This window comes from Robiginitalea sediminis (genome assembly GCF_002198115.1).
Taxonomy (GTDB): domain Bacteria; phylum Bacteroidota; class Bacteroidia; order Flavobacteriales; family Flavobacteriaceae; genus Robiginitalea; species Robiginitalea sediminis.
The window spans coordinates 1,371,449-1,392,726 of record NZ_NGNR01000001.1 but is presented as its reverse complement, the minus strand read 5'-3'; the positions used below and the strand labels follow the sequence as shown (position 1 = coordinate 1,392,726).

Below are 21,278 nucleotides of genomic sequence, written 5' to 3'. Positions count from 1 at the left end.
TTTTCATTGGTCTGACCTGCACAACAACACAACCCTGGCCGTCCGGTAAGACGGTAGACCTTTGTTTAACATTTACCCCTGGGTAACAATTCTTTTTTATGATACCACAAGTATTCAAAGAGGTCATCGACCTCGGCGACGGTAGGGAAATCTCTATCGAAACCGGAAAACTGGCCAAACAGGCCCATGGATCCGTGGTGGTGCAATCCGGCAAATGTATGTTGCTGTGTACCGTCGTATCCAATTACAAACCTTCTGACGTCGATTTTCTGCCGCTTACGGTAGATTACCGCGAAAAATTCCACGCTTCCGGGCGGTACCCCGGAGGCTTCTTTAAACGTGAAGCCCGCCCGAGTACGGGGGAAATCCTGGTCATGCGTCTGGTAGACCGCGTACTGCGCCCGCTTTTCCCGAAAGACTACCACTCGGAAACCCAGGTCATGATCCAGCTGATGTCCCACGACGAGGACGTAATGCCGGACGCCATGGCCGGACTGGCCGCTTCAGCCGCCATCCAGCTTTCCGATTTTCCCTTTGAATGCGCCATTTCCGAGGTCCGCGTAGGCCGCGTAAACGGGGAGTTCGTCATCAACCCTACCCGCACCGAACTGGAGGAGTCCGACATCGATATGATCGTTGGGGCTTCTGCGGATTCCGTGATGATGGTGGAAGGGGAGATGAATGAGATTTCCGAGGAGGATATGACCGAGGCCATCAAATTTGCACACGAAGCCATCAAGGTACAAATCCAGGCCCAGGAGCGCCTGGCCGATGCCTTTGGCCGCAAAGAGGTCCGGGAATACGCCACCGCAGAGGAGAACGAAGAACTCCAGAAGAAAATCCACGACATGGCCTATGACAAGGTCTATGCCATTGCCAAAAGCGGGTCCTCCAAGCAGGAGCGAAGCGCTGCCTTCAGTGCCCTTAAGGACGAAATCGTGGCCAGCTTCAGCGAAGAAGAGCAGGAAGCCCATGGCGATCTGATCTCCAAATACTTCGGCAAAGCTGAAAAAGCGGCCATCCGCGACCTCACTCTGAACGAAGGGGTTCGCCTGGACGGGCGTAAGACCGACGAGATCCGGCCCATCTGGTGCGAGGTGGACTACCTCCCCTCCACCCATGGTTCCGCGGTATTTACCCGTGGGGAAACTCAGGCCCTGGCCACGGTAACCCTCGGTACTTCCCGGGAAGCCAATATCATTGACATGCCTTCCTTCGAAGGGGAAGAGCGTTTCTACCTGCACTACAACTTCCCGCCCTTCTCCACCGGGGAAGCCCGGCCCATCCGCGGGACATCCCGCCGGGAGATCGGTCACGGGAACCTGGCGCAGCGCGCCCTCTCCCGCATGGTACCTGAAGATTGCCCCTACACCGTACGGGTCGTTTCCGAGGTACTGGAAAGCAACGGTTCTTCCTCCATGGCTACGGTATGCGCCGGGACCATGGCGCTGATGGACGCCGGTGTACAGCTGAAAAAGCCCGTTTCCGGTATCGCCATGGGACTCATCTCCGATGCCGAGACCGGGAAGTACGCCGTGCTTTCGGACATCCTTGGCGATGAAGACCACCTGGGAGATATGGACTTCAAGGTTACAGGTACCGCAGATGGGATCACAGCCTGCCAGATGGATATCAAAATCAAAGGCCTCGCCTATGAAATCCTGATCAAGGCCCTCAAGCAGGCCCGCGACGGACGCCTGCATATCCTCTCCAAACTGACCGACACCATTGCCGAGCCGCGTGAGGACGTAAAACCGCATGCCCCGAAAATGGTCACCCGTATTATTCCGAACGAGTACATCGGTGCAGTTATCGGAAAAGGCGGGGAAGTCATCCAAGAACTGCAGAAAACCACCAAAACCACCATCGTTATCAACGAAGACCCCGTTACCGGGGAAGGTATTGTGGAAATCCTCGGAACCGACCAGGACGGTATCGACGCCGTACTGGCCAAGATCGACTCCATCATGTTCGTGCCCGAAGAGGGAAGCGTATACGAGGTGAAGGTCATCAAGATCCTCGAATTTGGCGCCGTGGTGGAATATACCGATGCCCCGGGGAACGAAATCCTCCTGCACGTATCCGAACTCGCGTGGGAACGCACGGAAAACGTGGAGGATGTGGTAAAACTGGGCGATGTCATCGACGTGAAGTATATGGGTATCGACCCGCGCACCCGCAAGGAGCGCGTTTCCTACCGCGTATTGCAACCCAAACCCGAAGGCTGGCAGGAACGCCCGCCGCGCCGGGAAGGCGGAGACCGAGGCCGCGGTGGAGACCGTCGCGGTGGCGGAGACCGAGGCCGCGGTGGAGACCGCCGCAATGGCGGAGACCGCAGAGGCGGAGACCGTGGAGGTCGCCGCAACCGCGATTAACCCGAAACCCTATCCAAGTATCAAAACCCCTGTTCTCAGGGGTTTTTTTATGCATTTTAGCGTGTTTTTGGATTTTTTGGGGTGCCTGTGTAACATTTACACAATTTGTACGTATAACTTAAGCAACCCATAAGTAAAGGGGCATCATAAGGTTTAGCAAAGGATTATAGATGAGACAGTTAAAAATTACAAAACAGGTTACCAACCGGGAAACAGCCTCCCTGGACAAATACCTCCAGGAGATCGGGAAGGTAGACCTGATTACAGCCGATGAGGAAGTAGAACTGGCACAGCGCATCAAGGCAGGCGATCAGTCTGCCCTGGAAAAGCTCACCAAGGCCAACCTTCGTTTTGTGGTTTCTGTGGCCAAACAGTACCAGAACCAGGGGCTTACCCTCCCGGACCTGATCAACGAAGGGAACCTGGGCCTGATCAAGGCCGCCCAGCGTTTTGACGAGACCCGCGGTTTTAAGTTCATTTCCTACGCGGTATGGTGGATCCGCCAGTCCATCTTGCAGGCGCTCGCCGAGCAATCCCGTATTGTTCGCCTGCCCCTGAACAAGATTGGCTCCATCAACAAGATCAACAAGACCTATGCCTTCCTGGAGCAGGCACACGAGCGTCAGCCTTCCGCAGAGGAAATCGCCAAGGAACTCGACATGACCGTGGAAGATGTGAAACAGAGCCTGAAGAATTCAGGGCGCCACGTTTCCATGGACGCCCCCCTGATTGACGGGGAGGATTCCAACCTGTACGATGTACTCCGCAGCGGGGAATCCCCTAATCCGGATAAGGAACTCCTGCACGAGTCCCTGCGCACCGAAATAGAACGGGCCCTGGAAACCCTTACTCCCCGTGAGGCGGATGTGATCCGGTTGTATTTCGGGCTGGCCGGGCAACATTCCATGACCCTGGAGGAAATCGGGGAAACCTTCGACCTGACCCGCGAGCGGGTACGCCAGATCAAAGAAAAGGCGATCCGGAGGCTGAAGCACACCTCCCGGAGTAAAATCCTGAAGACCTACCTCGGGTAACCGAAATGCAAATTGCATGTTAAAACCTCTTCCTGTTGGAAATTTGGTATAAAGTTTGTAATTTGTACACCGCAACAGCAGTATATCATGACTGTTCGTTTTTTGATTGATGAATAAACTCCGGCTGATTACCGGAGTTTTTTCATTTTAGCACCCAGCCCTCCTGCATAACCCTCCTTGACCATGGAAAACGGCAACGCTTCCAATGTCTATCAGGTACCGGACGGTACCCGGATTGGGCATGTCCACCTGAAAGTTTCCCGCCTGGACCGCGCCCTGGCCTTTTACCGGGACCTCTTGGGGTTTCATATCACAGAGCGCTACGGAGAACAGGCTGTTTTCCTCGCTTCCGGGGACTACCACCACCACCTTGCCCTGAATACCTGGCAGAGCCTCGGTGCCCCTCCTGCCCCGAGGAACAGCGCCGGATTATTCCACGTGGCCATTTGTTACCCGAAGCGGGAAGACCTGGCCCGGATCTACGCGCGTCTTATGGCAGCCGGATACCCGCTTACCGGGGCGGCAGACCATGGGGTTTCCGAGGCACTTTACCTGGATGACCCGGACGGCAACGGGGTGGAGCTCTACTGGGACCGGCCCCGCGCCCGGTGGCCACGGGACCCTGAGGGCAACCTTAAAATGTTTACCCGAAGCCTGGACCTGGAGGCGCTGGCTGCCCTGGCAGCGGAGGAACCTTAGCCCAAAACCCCTACCTTTGCATTAATTCCCAAGCGCATGAAACACCCGATAATAGCCCCTTCCCTGCTGGCAGCGGATTTTGGAAACCTGGAACGCGATGTTAAGATGGTGGAAGCCAGCGAAGCCCACTGGCACCACATAGACGTTATGGACGGGCTTTTTGTGCCAAATATCTCCTATGGGATGCCGGTTATTCAGGCTATAGCAAAACACGCTACCAAACCCCTGGACGTTCACCTGATGATTGTGGATCCGGACCGCTACATCGATACTTTTGCCGGGCTGGGAGCCCATAACCTAACCGTGCACTACGAAGCGTGCACCCACCTGCACCGGAGTTTGCAGCACATCCACAGCGCCGGGATGAAAACCGGGGTGGCCCTGAACCCCCATACCCCTGTGGAAGTGCTTTCTGAGGTGCTCGAAGAAATAGACCTGGTGTGCCTGATGAGCGTCAATCCCGGCTTTGGCGGGCAGCGTTTTATCCCCAGAACCTACGAAAAAATTAAAGCACTGCGCGCCCTAATTAATGATCGGGGCTGCAACACCCATATCGAAATTGACGGGGGGGTTACCCTGGAGAATGCCGCCTCCCTCCTGGAGGCAGGGGCAGATGTGCTGGTGGCGGGAAGTACAGTCTTCCGCTCTGAGAACCCGACAGGTACTATTTCCCGTCTGGCATCCCTTTCCCTTCCTTAGTACTGGTCCAGCAGGTAGCGGATCAGGTCTGTGGTGGTTACGATCCCCACCAGGGCGCCGTCTTCCACTACCGGGAGGGCGTGAAACTCTTCTTTTGAGAGGAGTTGGGCCACCTCCTTAACCGTGGTCTCCGGGCTTACGGTCTTGATATTCTTGGCCATGACCTGGGAGATGGAGAACATATCGTATACCACGGCTTCGATGTCCTCTTCCTCCTCATAGGCCCCATCGGCAAAACTGATGCGCAACAGGTCCGTGAGGCTGAGCATGCCCACGATCTTTTTCCCCTGGATGACAGGGATATGACGGATACGGTGTTTTTTAAACAGGTGTTCGGCCTTTTCCAGTCCGTCGGAGGTATTGAGCACGACCAACTGGGTACTCATGATGCTGGAAACCGGTACGCGCTCCTGGACTTTCATATCAATAGGATTTACAGGGTTCTGTGACTTAAAGATCATAGGTTTACCTCCCAAAAAGTATGATAAATATCATGCCGGGCGGGTCCGTGGCCTTTCCGGATAGTTTAGCTAATTTTGCAAGAAACAAGCCGGAGCGGATATGGACCTGATAATCATTGGAGGAGGACCAATTGGGATTGCCTGCGGGTTGGAAGCCCAGAAGAAGGGGCTCTCCTACCTCATCCTGGAAAAAGGCCCTATCGTGAACTCCCTGTTCAACTATCCGGTTAACATGCAGTTTTTTTCCTCCTCGGAACGCTTGGAGATCGACGACATACCGTTTATCAGCAAGGAAGCGAAACCCAAGCGCAACGAGGCCCTGGAATATTACCGCCGCATCGTCACCTCCAACAAACTCAACATCCACCTTTTTGAGGAGGTCACCGCGATCCGGCGGGAGGCCGGTGGGTTCCATATCGGGACCAGTAAGGCGGAGTACCATTCGGGCCATGTAATCATCGCTACCGGGTTCTACGACCTGCCCAACCTGCTGGGGGTTCCCGGGGAAGACCTGCCGAAGGTATCCCATTACTATAAAGACCCCCACTTCTATGCCAGCCAGAAACTGGCCGTAGTAGGGGCCAGCAACTCTGCGGTAGATGCCGCCCTTGAGTGCTGGCGAAAAGGTGCCGAAGTCACCATGATCGTAAGGGGCCCGGAAATCGGAACGCGGGTAAAGTACTGGGTCCGGCCGGATATCCTTAACCGCATTGAGGAAGGCAGTATAAAGGCCTTTTACAACAGTACGGTGGCAGAAGTGCTTCCGGACCGCCTGCTGATAGACACCCCTGATGGGCGGGTGGAATTGCCAAATGACTTCGTCCTGGCCCTTACCGGATACCAACCCAATTTTGCGTTTCTGGAACAGGCGGGCATCGACCTCAGCGAGGATGGCAAAAAGCGGCCGCACTACAACCCGGAAACCATGGAAACCAACGTGCCGGGGCTCTACCTGGCAGGGGTGATCTGCGGGGGGATGGAAACCCACAAGTGGTTCATCGAAAACTCCCGCGACCACGCCCGGCTCATTGCCAACCACATTTCCGCCTCTCAAAAGCCGACCAGCTCAGAGGCTTAAGGGGCGTTACGCCAAAAATTTCCTTAGCTTTAGGGGAACCCAACCGCTCCCTGATGCACGTTACCTCCCGGACCCGAATCCTCGGGTACCTCGCCGGCCTGCTTGTCCTGGCCGCAGCCTGTGACCGAAACCAGCCGCTGGTCCCCATCCGCAAAGGGGATACCCTGGTGCTTATTGGCAACAACCTGCCTTCCCGCATGATGCAGTACGGCCTTTTTGAGGCCACCCTGCAGCAGGCCTTCCCGGACAGCCTATTGCGCATCCGGAATATGGGGGACGGGGGCAACACCCCGGGCTTCCGGCCCCATTCCGGTAGGAACAGCCCATGGGCTTTCCCCCAGGCGGAAGCCTTGCTTTCCGGGCTCTACCCGCCTTCCGGGAGCGAAGGACACCTGGAGACCCCGGACCAATGGCTGACCCGCTTACAGGCCGATCTCCTCCTGGCGTTTTTCGGGTATAGCGAAGCCCTTCGCCCAGAGGGCTACCAAGCCGTTTCGGAAGAGGAACTCCGGGCCTTTATAACCCATACCCGGGCCCAGGCCTATAACGGCAACAGCACGCCCTTCCTGGTCCTGCTCTCCCCCACGGCCCTGGAGGAAGGCATTACCGAGGCGGAACTCCCGGACTTTAAAGCCGCTAACCAAAAGCTGGAAGCGCACACGGCGATGATGCAGCGGGTGGCTTCGGAAATGGACGTCCCTTTCGTGGACCTGTACCACGCTTCAGAAGGCTGGTACAGGGCCGAAGAGCCCCATACCATAGACGGGTTACAGCTTAACGAACTGGGCAACCGCAAACTGGCAGCACACCTGGCGGAGGCTCTTTTCGGGCTCCGGGACACCAACACACCCAACCCGGAAATACTCCAGGCGGTACAGGAAAAGAACTGGTTCTGGGAAAACGACTTCAAAATCCCGAACGGGGTACATGTCTTCGGGCGGCGGTACGACCCCTTTGGCCCGGACAACTACCCGTTCGAACTCGAAAAAATCCGCCAGATGACCGCGGTGCGGGATACCGCCATCTGGGCCGCCGCCAGGGGGGAGGCCTTCGACCTGGCTGCGGCAGATGCCCGTACCCGGGTGCTTCCGGAAGTTACCTCCAACTACCAACCCGAGACCTACGGGCATGGCTCCGGCTATCTTTATGGGGAGGATGCCCTGGCGTCCTTTACCCTTGCTCCGGGGTATACCATAGAACTCTTTGCCTCGGAGCGGGAATTCCCCGAGCTGGCTAATCCGGTTCAGCTCTCCTTCGACGACTCGGGTCGTCTCTGGGTGGCCACTATGCCCTCCTATCCGCATTATAAACCCGGGGATTCCCGGCCCAACGATAAACTGATCATCCTGGAGGACACCGACCAGGATGGCCGTGCCGACACCCTGAAGGTCTGGGCAGACGGCCTCCACCTGCCAGTGGGCTTCGAGCTAAGCCCGGAGGGGGTATATGTTTCCCAGGGCAGCCACCTCAAACGACTTTCGGACACCGATGGGGACGACCGTGCAGACCAAGAGGAAATCCTCCTGAGCGGATTCGACGACCACGATACCCACCATGCCATTAGCGCCTACACGGCAGACCCAAGCGGGGCCATTTATATGGGGGAGGGCACCTTCCTGCACACCAATGTGGAGACCCCGTACGGTACGGTAAGGGGTACCCAGGGCGGGTTCTACCGGTACAACCCCAGACGCCAGCACCTGGAGCGCACGGCCCAGCTCCCCATCCCCAACCCCTGGGGGATCGCCTTCGACCGATGGGGGCAGCCGTTTTTCCTGGACACCTCCGGCCCGGCCCTGCGGTGGATGCTACCCGGGACAATCCAGCCGGAGTACGGCGTATCCCACCCCCTTCCGGCAGACCTGGTACCCGACGCGCATAAGGTCAGGCCCACCGCCGGCCTGGAATTCGTTTCGAGCCGCCATTTCCCCGAAGAGGTACAGGGAGATGTCCTGCTGTGCAACAGCATAGGGTTTCTGGGGATCAAACAGCATAAGGTAGTCGAGGACGGCACCGGGTACCGCCTGGAATTCCGCCAGGACCTGCTGCAGAGCTCGGACCGGAACTTCCGCCCGGTAGACCTCGAATTTGCACCGGACGGGACCCTCTATATAGTCGACTGGCACAATATGCTGGTGGGCCATATGCAACACAACGCCCGTGACCCCTACCGCGACCACAGCCATGGGCGGATTTACAGGATCAGCCGGACCGACCGTGCCACCACCGTGCCGGCACAGGTCGCCGGGGCAGGTACGGCGGCATTGCTCGAGCTGCTGAAAAACCCCGACTACCGGACCCGTTACCGGGCTCGGCGGGCACTCAGGGGCAGGGATTCGGACAGGGTAATGGAAGCCCTGACCAAATGGCTCAGCGAAATTGACCCGGAAGACCCAGATTCGGAACACCACCGCCTGGAGGCCCTTTGGGTGAGTTGGGGGGCCAACCGCGTCGATACCGCATTGCTGGGCGACTTGCTGGCCTCCACGGACCACAGGGTAAGGGCCGCTGCAGTACGTGCAGTGCGCTACAACACCCATGTTATTGAAGAGGCACCCGGGTTGTTGCTTTCCGCTGCCGCAGACCCCCATGGCAGGGTGCGTATGGAAGTCCTGGCCGCTGCCTCCTGGTTGCCGGACGCCGAGGCGAAAACCATTATGGAAACCCTGCTCAGGTCGGGCCTGGATACTTGGAATCAAGATCCCTTCCTGGCCGTAAACCGCCGCATTACGGGTCAGCGGGAAAACGATGTGGAAAAAATGGAGATTCCGGTGCCCGAAGGTTTTAACGCCCGTGATAGTCTGCTCTTTGTAAATGGGCGGGAGATCTACATGCGAGACGGTTTCTGCGTAACTTGTCACCAGGAGGATGGACAAGGGCTCCCGGGTTCGGGGTTTCCGCCCCTGGCCAATAGCTCATGGGTCAGCGGCCCAGAAGAACGGCTGATAAAAGTTACTTTAAAAGGCTTGCAGGGCCCGCTTATGATCAATGCCATCGCCTATGATGGAACCGTGCCCATGACTCCGTTTGAGGGCCTCCTGACCGATGAGGAAATAGCTGCGGTCCTGACTTATGTCCGCAATGCTTTCGGGAACCGGGCAGCACCCGTTTCTGCCGGGGTCGTTTCGGAGATACGGGAAGCAGAAAAAGACAAAAAAGGCTTTTACCATACTGATGAATTAAAGTAATACCCATGAACAAAGCGCTCCACCCCTTCCTCTTTTTGATGATTTTGTTCCTGTTGGTTGCTTGCGGTGAGGCCGTATCCAAAACTGATGCCAGCAAGCAGGGTGAAGGCACCCCGCATATCGTCTTTGTAATCGGGGATGAAGAATACCGTTCCGAAGAGTCCATGCCGATGCTGGCCGGGCTGGTAAAACGAGAATTGGGGGCCCGGGTAACCCTTTGTTTTTCGGTGGACTCCGCAGGGGTTATCGACCCGAACCGCCTGGACCATATCCAGGGACTGGAAGCCCTGGACAGCGCCGATCTGATGGTCCTCTTCACCCGTTTCCGAGCCCTCCCGCCGGAAGAACTTTCCCGGATTACCGCATTCGCCGAATCCGGAAAACCCATGGTCGGTTTCCGCACGGCAACCCATGCCTTCCTCTATCCCGATTCCTCCGCATATACCCATATGAACAACGACTGGCCCACCCGCGTATTTGGGCAGCAATGGATTACCCACCACGGGCATTTCGACGATGGGCGCGCCCCGCTTACCTCGGTTTCCGTGGCCGAGGGTGGCAACCATCCCATCCTCGGCGGGGTTGAACCCTTCCAGGCATACTCCTGGCTCTACCATGTGGACGGCGGGGAGTGGCAGCTATATGGCGATTCGCGCCCTTTGCTGACCGGGCAGGCTTTACGATCGGCACATGAAGAGGCCGGCAAAACCGACCAGTACCCCCTAACCAATCCCGTTGCCTGGACCAAGACGTATACGGGGGAGGCCGGGAAAGCCGCCCGGGTATTCTTTACCACGCTGGGGCATCCCTATGACTGGAAGGACCCCAACATGCGCAGGCTTGCCCTGAATGGCATCGCGTGGGGGCTCGACCTTCCCGTCCCTGAAAATCCCAACCTGGAGCCTGTTAGACCATACGCCCCAAACAATTCGGGCTTCGGACAGGTCTATAAACCAGAACTGCGCCCCGAGGACCTCCTCCCCTGAGGCCCCCCTTCCTCGTGGAGTGACGGCTGGGGTTACCTCCGTAAATCAAATTTTGTTTAATCTTTAACATTTATTGTTAAACATAATACCTACTTTGGACCCTACAAATCCAAGGTGATATGTTAGGATGGTTTAAATCGACTTCCCAGAAGGAAAAACTGGAGCGCCGCTATCGCAAGCTTATGGGAGAAGCTCACCGGCTTTCCCAGGTAAACCGCAGCCAGGGCGATGCCAAGTATGCCGAGGCCGAAGCGGTTATGGACCAAATCAAAGCCCTGGAAAGCCAATCCTGACCTAACCCTGCCTAAAGACACGCCCAATGATCGATTCCATACTCAAAGCCAAGAATCTCAACGGCCATAGCCACGACCTCTACGGGGACGACCACCTGCCTTCAGGGATGGAGACCCCACTCAGGCCTGATGCTTTTGACCTCTCAGACTCCGAAAAAAAAGCGCGCATCGCCTACCATTTCGGGCAGATTATGGAAACCCTTGGCCTGGACCTCACCGACGATTCCCTGAAGGGAACCCCCGGGAGGGTGGCCCGGATGTATGTAGATGAAATCTTTGCAGGCCTTAACCCGGAGAACCGCCCCGAAGCCAGTTTGTTCGAAAACAAATACCAATACGGGCAGATGCTGGTGGAGAAGCATATCGGGTTCTATTCCAATTGTGAACACCATTTTGTCCCGATCTTCGGAAAAGCGCATATTGCTTACATCTCCAGTGGCAAGGTCATCGGCCTGTCCAAACTGAACCGGATTGTGAATTATTATGCCCGCAGGCCCCAGGTCCAGGAGCGCATGACCAACCAGATCGGGGCAGACCTGCAGCAACTCCTGCGCACCGAAGATGTGGCCGTTATCATTGACGCCAAACACCTTTGTGTAGCCTCCCGGGGAATCCAGGACGACCATTCCTCCACGGTTACCGCCTTTTACGGTGGGGCCTTCCTGAACCCGGAAACCCAGGCCCAGCTCCGCAGTTTTCTGGCAGACTAACCCCAAAACCCCTTTTTTCCCGGTTTTTACAACAAAACCTCCTGGTAAGGAGCAATAAATTTCCCATGACGCGTTTATAGGGACAAACTGACCTTATGAACCGATTTGTCTGGACATTCCTATTTCTGAGCTGTTTTGGTGCCCTGCAGTCCCAGCAGGGGTTTAAACTCGGTATACACGGATCCCTTCCTGTTGCCGGCGATGCCAACGACGCCGTAAGCCTGGTAGCCGGGATTGATACCGGATATATGTTTGCCCTTGGGGAGGTAGTAGACCTTGGGCCCATGCTGGGCTACATCCACGGATTCCCTGAAAAGTTCGACAGCGGGGGGATAGACCTGCCCAGTGTACAGTTTCTTCCCTTGGCCGCCAGCGTGCGCATCTGGCCCTCCAATTCCTTTTCCTTTGGAATTGATGGCGGATATGCCCTGGGGTTGAATGACGGCAACGAGGGCGGGGTTTATTACAAGCCTATCCTGGGCTTCCTCTTTGGCCCACAGACCGAAATAAGCGTATCCTACACAGGCATTGCAGTAGATGGTTTTGAATGGGCCACTGCCAATATCGGCATCCTTTACACCTTCCCTGAAAACCGGTTCCGGTAATTCTCCCAACAGAACAAGATCTAAGGGGACTACCCAATTAAGTGCCATTCTGAAATCCCAGAAAAACTATGTGGGTTATTGCTAATACCTCCATGTGAACACTATGGAGAGCGCCTGTTTCGGGATGGGGTGTGGTACTGGGGTACAGAGACTGTAAGGTTGTGTAACGGCTTTGGGCGGGGCCCCAACCCCGCCCGCAGAAAACTTACAACTCAGGAATGCAAGGCAAAAGCAGTCCCGCCACAAACCTCCCCCCTACCTTTATTCCAATTTCGTATCTTGGGGATCACCTAACCCAATACGAATGGCAAACTACAATATTGATGCCCGCAAAGAGATGACTTACGATGCCATTGTCATCGGTTCGGGCATCAGCGGAGGCTGGGCTGCAAAGGAATTATGCGAACAGGGCCTGAAGACTCTTGTCCTGGAACGCGGGCGCCTGGTAGAACACGTGGTGGATTACCCCACCATGAACGACGACCCCTGGGACATGAATCTCCGGGAGGCCCTAACCCCGGAAGAAAAGGCCAGGCACTATAAAGCCATACGAACCGGATTCATCGGAAAAAGCACGGAGCACTTTTGGGCCAATGACCAGGAAAACCCGTACACGGAAGTAAAACCCTTTTTATGGGTAAGGGCCCACCAGATGGGAGGACGGAGTCTTCTATGGGGCAAACAGACCTACCGCTGGAGCGACCTGGATTTTGAGGCCAATGCCAAAGACGGCTTCGGTGTGGACTGGCCCATCCGTTACAAAGACATAGAACCCTGGTACACCTATGTGGAAAAGTTTGCCGGGATTAGCGGGGAGGCCCTGGGGCTGCCCCAACTGCCGGACAGCCATTTCCTGCCCCCCATGGAAATGAACTGTGTGGAAAAACACGTGAAGGAGCGGATAGAGGGCGCCTTCCCGGGAAGGCATATGATTATTGGGCGGGTGGCCCACCTGACCCAACCCTTGAACGGGAGGGGTCAGTGCCAGTACCGCAACCGCTGCAGCCGGGGCTGTCCCTACGGGGCCTATTTCAGCAGCAATGCCGTCACCCTGCCCGCCGCACACGCCACGGGCAACCTGACCATCCGGCCTTTCTCTATCGCACAATCCATCATTTACGACGAAAACAAGGGCAAGGCCACTGGGGTGCGCATCATCGATGCCGAAACAGGCGAAGCCCTGGAATATCACGCCCGCGTTATTTTCTGCAATGCTTCCTGCCTGAGTTCCACCCAGATCCTGATGCAATCCACTTCCAACCGGTTTCCTAACGGCCTGGGCAACGACAGCGGGGAACTCGGACACAACCTGATGGACCATACCTATCGCATTGGTGCCGTAGCCCGGGTGGACGGTTTTGAAAATGAAACCTACAGCGGGCGCAGGCCAAACGGGATCTACATCCCCCGTTACTGGAACCTGGACGACACCACCCGGTCACAGGATTTTGTGCGGGGCTTCGGGTTCCAGGGTGGCGGGAGCCGTGGCGGGATACAGGCGGCAGCCAACATGGAAGGATTCGGAGCAGACTACAAGGATGCCATCCTCAAACCCGGGCCCTGGGAGTTCTTTATCACAGGGTTCGCAGAATGCCTGCCCTACCACGAAAACAAAGTAAGCCTGAATCCCGACGTCCTGGACAAATGGGGACAACCAACCCTAGCCATTGACTGCGAGTTTAAGGAAAACGAAAAAGCCATCAACCGGCAAATCCGGATAGATGCCGTGGAGATGCTGGAACGCGCAGGCCTGAAGGATGTCGAAGGATTCGACAAGGAACACGAACCGGGTTATGGCATACATGAAATGGGGACTGCCCGGATGGGGCACAGCTCCAAAACCGCGGTCCTCAATGCCCACAACCAGGTGTTTGGGGCGGAAAATGTGTACGTTACCGACGGGGCCTGCATGACCTCCTCCTCTTGTGTCAACCCATCCCTTACGTACATGGCCCTGAGCGCCCGCGCCGCACACCACGCCGTTTCTGAACTCAAAAAATTCAACCTCTGATGGACCGTAGAAAAGCCCTTAAGACTACCGGCCTCCTTGCCAGCGCCTCCCTGGCCTTGCCTTCTGCCCTTTCACTTCTCCAGGCATGCCAATCCGAAAAAAGGCTGGACTGGACCCCCTTGTTCTTTACTCCGGCCGAAGCGGCACTGGTGGCATCCCTTGCCGATACCATCCTCCCCCGTACCGATACCCCCGGGGCCCTGGATGTAAAAGTCGACATCTTTATAGACCGCCTTATTGCAAAATCCTTCGACCCTGAGGGAAAAGAGGGTATGCGGTATGCATTTGCGGGTTTCGACGCGCATTGTAAAGAGGCTTTCGGGGCTGTTTTTGCGGAACTTTCCCAGGACCGCCGTCACGAAGTCCTGAAGCAGGCCGAACAGGAGGACGGTAAATTCAGGATTAGCGTATGGGGCACCCCTGTGGGCGAAGAAGCACCCATCGGATTCTACCGGCAGTTTAAATCCACCCTGATCTGGGCGTATTTCAGCTCGGAAGAAATAGGCGAAAACGTCCTGAGCTACGATCCGATCCCTGGGGCCTATAACGGCTGTATCCCGGTTTCTGAAGTCGGGAACCGATGGAGTTTGTAAGGGGTTTTGATTTATTTTTTTGTAGCACTAAAACCCCCATCCTCCCACCCGCTAAATTACCCTCCACCCCTGCAACCCCATAGCACCCACGCCGACGGGTTGCCCTTCCCAATACGCCGTTGTATCTTACCTCCCTAAAAACCATCCCCGGATGCCATCACCCACAAAAATCGTAATCGTAGGCGCCGGCTTCGGCGGGATTGCCCTGGCCAAGGCCCTCAGGCGAATGCCGGTGGAGGTTATCCTGATTGACCGGAACAACTATCACAATTTCCAACCCCTGCTGTATCAGGTGGCCACGGGTGGACTGGAACCGGACAGTATTGCCTACCCCATCCGCCGCATCTTCCGCAACCAGCGCAACATAACCTGCCGGATGGCCCAGGTGCATTCCGTGGAATGGGAACGCAACCGCATCCATACCAGTATCGGCGCTATTGGCTATGACTACCTCGTTCTGGCCACGGGCAGCGCCACCAATTTTTTCAATTTCGACACAGTAAAAGACCGGCTGCTTACCCTGAAGTCGGTACCCGATGCCCTGAACATCCGCAGCTATATCTACCAGAACCTGGAAAAAGCCCTGGCCAACTACAGCGGGGAATCTCTGGAGGAGATCATGAATATCGCCATCGTGGGGGGCGGGCCGGCCGGTATTGAAATGGCCGGGGCCCTGGCAGAAATGAAAAAACACGTCATCCCGAAGGACTTCCCGGACCTGGACACCTCCCGAATGAGCATAAACCTGTATCAATCAGGGTCCAGGGTATTAAACGCCATGTCCGAAGAAGCGTCTGCAAAAGCGCTGGACTACCTGAAGGAGCTCGGGGTAAACGTTTTGCTGCATTCCCGGGTTGCCTCCTATACGGAGGACCGCATCCTGTTGGAAGACGGCTCCTCCTTCCCAACCGATACGGTCATCTGGACGGCTGGGGTATGCGCAGCGCCGGTTCCCGGCATGCCCGATTCCTGTTATGGCCGCGGCCAGCGGATTGCCGTGGATGCGTGTAACAGGGTCCTGGGTACCCAGGATATTTTTGCCATAGGGGATGTAGCCGCATGTATTTCGGAAGACTACCCAAAGGGGCTGCCCATGATGGCACCTGTAGCCCAGCAACAGGGCAGGCACCTGGCCCGGAATCTGGACAGGCTTTTGCGCAAACAGGAAATGCAGCCCTTCCAGTACAGCAATAAGGGCGTAATGGCCACAGTAGGCCGGGTGCGTGCAGTGGTGGACCTGCCCAACTGGAAATTCCAGGGCGGTTTTGCCTGGCTGGTCTGGATGCTGGTGCATATCCTTTCCCTGGTTGGCTTCCGCAACAAACTCTCGGCCCTTTACCACTGGGCCTTCAATTATATCAGCTATGACCGACCCCTGGGGCTTATTATCCGCCCTTACCGCAGGGCAGAAAATGAGCGGAACCCACAGGAGGAATAAACCTTTTGGGAGCTGGGACGTCTAACATCCAGGGGTGTTTCACCCCTGGCCCATCACGATCGAAGGCGGGGCCATAACCAACTCTAAACACCATACTCATGAAAACAATACGAACTATTCTCACAGGCATCCTTAGCCTGGTAATACTCGCTGCGCAGGCCCAAGCCGAACCCGCACCCGAGCCGGCCGGACAGTACCGGATTGTGGTTGAAGGCTTCGATTGGGGACCCGCCGTAAACAAGGTCGTTCTGGACTTCGGGCAAACCCTGGACTCCGTCCCGGAAGGGTCCTTTACGGTTCTGGCCACCCGGAAAACCGACCTGGCAGAGCTGCCTGAGGACACCGCCTCCGGGGAGAGGGAAGTCCTGGGCGCCTATATCTCAGATGCTTCCGGGAACCGTCAATCGAAAGGGGAATACCTCACCCTGGTCCTTTCGGTAAACCCACAGATGCGGCTGGCTTCCCCTTTCCATTATGCCCGCAATGAAAAAGTACGGGGCAACTTCTGGGTAGACTACCAGGTAGGCGTTACCCACCTGCCCAGCAGCAGGACCTGGACCTGGAAAACCGGCCGGATCATGCCGCAGGCAGACCGTTTCCGCCTGGATGGCTCCTTCGAATACGCCCCCGGGAAATCCCTCTCCTATGCCCATTATACCCCTACCACGGGAAGTGGCAAAAAACCCCTTCTCATCTGGCTTCACGGCGGTGGTGAAGGAGGTACCGACCCCACCATTGCCCTGTTGGGCAACCGGGCGGCCAACTACGCCTCTCCGGAGATCCAGCAAATTTTTGGAGGGGCCTATGTTCTGGTTCCCCAAACCCCTACCTTCTGGATGAACCGAGAAGGGGGCGGATATACCCGTGGGGACGTCGATGACATCTACCATGCCGGGCTTATGGCGCTGATACAGGATTATGTGGAACGCCATCCGGAAATAGACCGCAACCGGATCTACGTAGGCGGGTGCAGCAACGGGGGGTACATGAGCCTGAAGCTCATCCTGGAACACCCGGACTACTTCGCCGCCGGTTATATCAGCGCCCTGGCCTACCACTCCGAGTTCCTCTCCGATGCCCAGATCCGAAGCATCCGCAACGTACCCATCTGGTTTATCCACTCCAAGGACGACCCGGTTACTGTACCGGAGGAAACCGTGGTCCCCATATACAACCGGCTTATGGCAGCCGGGGCCCGGAAGGTCCATTTCTCGTTCTACGACCATGTTACCGATATCACGGGGCAATATGGCGGGGAAGACTTCCACTATAGCGGGCACTGGTCCTGGATCTATTCCCACGCGAATACCGCCATGCGCGACTTCGATGGGAAACCGGTGCGCCTGGGCAACACCCCGGTAACGGTCATGCAGTGGCTGGCAGCTCAGAAGAAATAAATGAAAAAGCCGCCTGAAGAGGCGGCTTTTAATTTTACAGGCAGGGCTTTAGTCCACAGAGGCGTAAACCGCTTCCAGCAAGCGCTGGGCATTGATAAACCCGTTGTCGTATTGCTGGTCCCATTCGGCTGTAAGGCCCATTTGTTGTACCTCCTCCAGGGATTTGCCGGAAGACTTGGCCTGATGTACCCGCATGCGGATGGTATCCACCATATCCCGGAATGCCAGCAGGTCTGCACGGGTAGCCACTTGCCCATGGCCCCGGATAATCCGGGTCTGGTCGTCCACGATAAAAAGGGCCATATTCAGGTTGCTGACCAGGCCGTCTATATCGCCCCCGGAGGCAATGTCGATAAACGGATACCCACTGATGAAGTTGTCTCCCATGTGGATTACATTGGCCTCGGGAAAGTAGACATAGGTATCCCCATCGGTATGGGATGGGTTCACATGCATCAGGTGCATGCTGTTGGAGGCATCGAGGTGGACCGTCATTTTCTCATTGAAGGTGATCCGGGAAAGGGCTGCAAACGGCGCAGGCTGGGTCTCCCGGTCGGTTCCCTCCCACTGGACGGAGGACATCCGCTTTCGCACATTGTCGTGGGCAATCAGGACGGCCCCCTGCGCGGCCATGGGGGCATTACCACCGGCATGGTCGCCGTGCCAATGCGTATTTACGACATATTTCAGGGGCTTGTCGGTGATCTGGCGTATGGCCGCCAGGATTTTATCGGACAGGGGGGCAAACTGGTCATCGATCAGGTAGGCATACTGATCCCCCAGGGCCAGGCCCATATTCCCACCGGCCCCGAAAAGCACATAGAGGTTGTCGGCCAGAGGCTCGGAGGTGACCTCCACCTGGCTCCAATCGCGTTGGGCGGTTACCAGTAGGGGCAGCATCAAAAGGAGGGGTAAAAGTCGGGTTTTCATAGGGTTGGTTTTATGTTGAGTTTAAGGTACGAAAAATCCGGGCCGCCAGCGGAAAGTCCCGGTTTTTCCCCACAGGACCCTCATATCATTTTCCTACCTTTACAGGAAGGCCATACTAAGAGCACATGACCCTGGAATGCACCCTTAACGGCGCCCCTTTGCAACTGGAACTGGAAGACCCGGCCACCCCCCTGCTGTGGGTCCTCAGGGACGCCCTGGGGCTTATGGGCACTAAATTTGGTTGCGGCCGCGCAGCATGCGGGGCCTGTACCGTCCTGATAGATGGTGAGGCCGTTAGGTGTTGCAGTTATCCGGCGGCCAATGTTGTGGGGAAAACAATCACTACCATCGAAGGGCTCGGCTCCCCGGATGCCCCCCACCCGGTACAGCAGGCCTGGATGGAGGAAATCGTACCCCAATGCGGGTATTGCCAGCCCGGCTTTATAATGGCAGCAGCAGCCCTGCTGGAGAAAATCCCGCAGCCCACCGATACCGATATCGACCAGCATATCGTCAATGTCTGCCGCTGCGGCACACATGGGCGCATCCGAAAAGCCATCCACCGTGCCGCAGCATTGCTCGCCGTCCCTTCAACCGAAAATCCCCGGTAATGGCCAGGCGCAAGACCAACACCCAAAAGATATCCCGCCGGAAATTCCTCATCCGCGGCGGTCTGGGTACGGCCGGGGTCCTCGCCCTGGGGACCTACCTGGCGCGCAACCCCATCCGCCGGTCCATCCTGGCCATGGCCAACACAATGGAAATGAGCTATATAGGGGAAATCGACAACCCTATGATCTGGTTCGAACTAACTTCGGACAACCATATTGTCCTGTATTCCCCAAAGGTGGAAATGGGGCAGGGCACCTTTACGGGCCTGGCACAACTGGCTGCCGAAGAACTGGAATTCCCTTTAGCCCGCCTGCAGGTAATCCACGCCCCCACCATAACCGGGAACATAGACGGCATGAGTACCGGGGGCAGTACCTCTATCTCCGGGCTTTGGGAACCCTTGCGGTCCCTGGCCGCCACCTTCAGGGAAATGCTACGGGAGGCCGCCGCAGGAAAACTGAATGCCTCCCCGGCGGCACTTACCGTTGCCGAAGGCATATTCCGGTATGGAGAGAAACGCCTGAGTTATGCTCAGGCTGCACAGGGAGTAACCAGCTGGGACATCCCTGAAGTCCCGAAACTGAAACCCAGGGAATCCTTCCGGTATATCGGAAAGCCCGAGCCCCGCGTAGATCTGGAGCCCAAGGTTTTCGGCCATCCCATCTTCGGACTGGATGCCGAACTGCCGGACATGCTCTATGGGGCGGTGGTGCGACCTACCCGGATTGGCGCCCGGTTTGTAAGCGCGGATACCTCCCGGGCCGTTTCCATGCCCGGGGTGGTTCAAATTGTGGAAGAAGCCGGGTTTGTAGGGGTTGTAGCCCGCACCTACCCGCAGGCCGAGCGGGCCAAGAATGCCATTGAGGTCACCTGGGATGCCCCTTCGGACCTGCAGCAAGCCGATATCGAAGCCCTGATGACCGTTGGCCATGGCAAGTCCACCATCATCCAGAAGGAGGGACGCGGCCTGGACGGGGATCACGTCGTGGAACTGGAGTTCAGGAGTCCCATCGGGGCCCATGCACAGCTGGAACCCAACGGGGCACTCGCCCATGTTGAGGCAGACCGGGCCACGGTTATCCTTTCCACCCAGGTGGTAGCCCTCACCCGCAAAGAGGTGGCCAAAAGCCTGGGCTTTGAGGAGGAAAAGGTCAATGTGGTTCCCACCTACCTGGGGGGCGGTTTTGGCCGCAGGCTCCATACGCCCCACGCCGTTCAGGCTGCCCTGATGTCCCGGGCAGTGGGTAAACCCGTAAAATACATCTTCAGCCGGGAGGAGGAATTCCAGCACGACATGTTCCGCCCGCCCACCCACCACATCCTGCGGGGCAAACTGGCCGCGGACGGCAGCCTCGAAGGACTCGAACACCATTTTGTGAGCGGGGATGTAGGTAACGATTCCGCCCTGATGCCCCCGGGGGTCCCCACCCTGGTCGGGGCAGATATAGGTGCTGTCCGGGGCGGGTTCCTCCAGTACGGGGCCGTTCCCAACCACCGCTCGGTTTACTGGCATGTGGACCTGCCGTTTGCCACCAGTTGGTGGCGGAGCCTGGGCCTGTTGGCCAACACCTTTGCCATCGAAAGTTTTATGGACCACATGGCATCCCTCGCCGGGCAGGATGCTGCAGGGTTCCGACTGCGGCATATACCGGATGACCCGGCAGGGAGGCGACTGAAAGCCGTGATCCGAAAAGCGGTGGAGACTTCCCGGTATACAGAAGAAGTCCGGGATGGGCGTGCCATGGGCCTCGCTGCCTCGGTAGATGTGGGCACCCCATGCGCCCAGGTCGTGGAGCTTTCCGTTACGGACGGGGAGATCCGGCTGCACAAGGTAACTTGTGTGCTGGACCCCGGCCTGGCCGTAAACCCGGACCAGGTAAAGGCCCAATGCGAAGGCGCCATCCACATGGGGCTCAGCGCGGCCCTTTTTGAGGAAATGAAGGTAGTAGACGGCCAACTGACCCCTTCCATGTACGGGCCATACCGGATGGGGCTGATGAAGGATGCCCCCCGGGAAATCGAGGTGGTCCTGCTGCAAGGGAAGGATACCCCAGGGCCTGTTGGCGAACCGCCATTGGGGCCTGTAGGGGCCGCCATTGCCAATGCCGTGACGCGGGCAACGGGTCAGCGGCCCGATCGTATGCCCATCCGGGTGGGATAGTATTGTCC

At 57.1% G+C, this 21,278-nt stretch carries 18 protein-coding genes; 16 read left to right on the top strand and 2 right to left on the bottom strand.

Annotated features, from left to right (window positions below):
- The first annotated feature begins 98 nt into the window (after nt 1-98).
- From CA832_RS06200 to rpe, 4 genes are all read left to right on the top strand, one after another.
- Complete coding sequence (locus CA832_RS06200; protein WP_088340663.1) at nt 99-2,375, top strand: polyribonucleotide nucleotidyltransferase; 2,277 nt, start codon at nt 99-101, stop codon at nt 2,373-2,375.
- A gap of 170 nt (nt 2,376-2,545) precedes the next feature.
- The gene (locus CA832_RS06195) at nt 2,546-3,409 is read left to right on the top strand and encodes a sigma-70 family RNA polymerase sigma factor (RefSeq protein ID WP_088340662.1); all 864 of its coding nucleotides are present in this window, start codon (nt 2,546-2,548) and stop codon (nt 3,407-3,409) included.
- Nucleotides 3,410-3,592: 183 nt separating this feature from the next.
- Nucleotides 3,593-4,108: a VOC family protein gene (locus tag CA832_RS06190; RefSeq protein WP_088340661.1), complete on the top strand. Its 516-nt coding sequence runs from the start codon at nt 3,593-3,595 to the stop codon at nt 4,106-4,108.
- A gap of 36 nt (nt 4,109-4,144) precedes the next feature.
- Nucleotides 4,145-4,807, top strand: a complete 663-nt coding sequence (gene rpe / locus CA832_RS06185; RefSeq protein WP_088340660.1) for a ribulose-phosphate 3-epimerase — start codon at nt 4,145-4,147, stop codon at nt 4,805-4,807.
- On the opposite strand, the gene CA832_RS06180 is transcribed toward rpe, so the two are convergent.
- Entirely contained in the window at nt 4,804-5,229 is a 426-nt protein-coding gene (locus CA832_RS06180) for a CBS domain-containing protein (RefSeq protein WP_088340780.1), read from the bottom strand. The two genes, rpe and CA832_RS06180, sit on opposite strands and share 4 nt — an antisense overlap.
- Nucleotides 5,230-5,368: 139 nt before the next feature.
- Between CA832_RS06180 and CA832_RS06175 the strand changes: the two genes are divergently transcribed.
- From CA832_RS06175 to CA832_RS06135, 10 genes are all read left to right on the top strand, one after another.
- Nucleotides 5,369-6,346 (top strand): YpdA family putative bacillithiol disulfide reductase, encoded by a 978-nt coding sequence (locus CA832_RS06175; RefSeq protein ID WP_088340659.1) that lies wholly within the window; start codon nt 5,369-5,371, stop codon nt 6,344-6,346.
- 53 nt (nt 6,347-6,399) lie between these two features.
- Nucleotides 6,400-9,534, top strand: a complete 3,135-nt coding sequence (locus CA832_RS06170) for a PVC-type heme-binding CxxCH protein (protein ID WP_088340658.1) — start codon at nt 6,400-6,402, stop codon at nt 9,532-9,534.
- A 5-nt stretch (nt 9,535-9,539) separates the two neighbouring features.
- Nucleotides 9,540-10,520, top strand: a complete 981-nt coding sequence (locus CA832_RS06165; RefSeq protein WP_088340657.1) for a ThuA domain-containing protein — start codon at nt 9,540-9,542, stop codon at nt 10,518-10,520.
- 119 nt (nt 10,521-10,639) lie between these two features.
- Nucleotides 10,640-10,813, top strand: a complete 174-nt coding sequence (locus CA832_RS14930) for a Lacal_2735 family protein (protein WP_143542341.1) — start codon at nt 10,640-10,642, stop codon at nt 10,811-10,813.
- 26 nt (nt 10,814-10,839) lie between these two features.
- Nucleotides 10,840-11,523 carry a GTP cyclohydrolase I FolE gene (gene folE / locus CA832_RS06160; RefSeq protein WP_088340656.1) on the top strand — a complete coding sequence of 228 codons (684 nt, stop codon included), beginning with the start codon at nt 10,840-10,842 and terminating at the stop codon, nt 11,521-11,523.
- A gap of 95 nt (nt 11,524-11,618) precedes the next feature.
- On the top strand, nt 11,619-12,128 hold the full coding sequence (locus CA832_RS06155) for a hypothetical protein (RefSeq protein WP_088340655.1): 510 nt from the start codon (nt 11,619-11,621) through the stop codon (nt 12,126-12,128).
- Between the two features lie 304 nt (nt 12,129-12,432).
- Entirely contained in the window at nt 12,433-14,139 is a 1,707-nt protein-coding gene (locus tag CA832_RS06150) for a GMC oxidoreductase (RefSeq protein ID WP_088340654.1), read from the top strand.
- Nucleotides 14,139-14,732 carry a gluconate 2-dehydrogenase subunit 3 family protein gene (locus CA832_RS06145; RefSeq protein ID WP_088340653.1) on the top strand — a complete coding sequence of 198 codons (594 nt, stop codon included), beginning with the start codon at nt 14,139-14,141 and terminating at the stop codon, nt 14,730-14,732. Before CA832_RS06150 ends, CA832_RS06145 begins: the two co-directional genes overlap by 1 nt.
- 151 nt (nt 14,733-14,883) lie before the next feature.
- The gene (locus tag CA832_RS06140) at nt 14,884-16,170 is read left to right on the top strand and encodes an NAD(P)/FAD-dependent oxidoreductase (RefSeq protein ID WP_088340652.1); all 1,287 of its coding nucleotides are present in this window, start codon (nt 14,884-14,886) and stop codon (nt 16,168-16,170) included.
- Between the two features lie 98 nt (nt 16,171-16,268).
- Nucleotides 16,269-17,567, top strand: a complete 1,299-nt coding sequence (locus CA832_RS06135) for a prolyl oligopeptidase family serine peptidase (RefSeq protein ID WP_088340651.1) — start codon at nt 16,269-16,271, stop codon at nt 17,565-17,567.
- 48 nt (nt 17,568-17,615) lie between these two features.
- Here CA832_RS06135 and CA832_RS06130 read toward each other — a convergent pair whose 3' ends face one another.
- A complete protein-coding gene (locus CA832_RS06130; RefSeq protein WP_088340650.1) occupies nt 17,616-18,497 on the bottom strand; it encodes an MBL fold metallo-hydrolase in 882 nt (293 codons plus the stop codon).
- 125 nt (nt 18,498-18,622) lie between these two features.
- On the opposite strand from CA832_RS06130, the gene CA832_RS06125 reads away from it, so the two are divergent.
- The gene (locus CA832_RS06125) at nt 18,623-19,108 is read left to right on the top strand and encodes a (2Fe-2S)-binding protein (protein WP_088340649.1); all 486 of its coding nucleotides are present in this window, start codon (nt 18,623-18,625) and stop codon (nt 19,106-19,108) included.
- Complete coding sequence (locus tag CA832_RS06120; protein ID WP_088340648.1) at nt 19,108-21,270, top strand: xanthine dehydrogenase family protein molybdopterin-binding subunit; 2,163 nt, start codon at nt 19,108-19,110, stop codon at nt 21,268-21,270. The genes CA832_RS06125 and CA832_RS06120 overlap by 1 nt, the downstream gene beginning before the upstream one ends.
- Nucleotides 21,271-21,278: the final 8 nt, after the last annotated feature.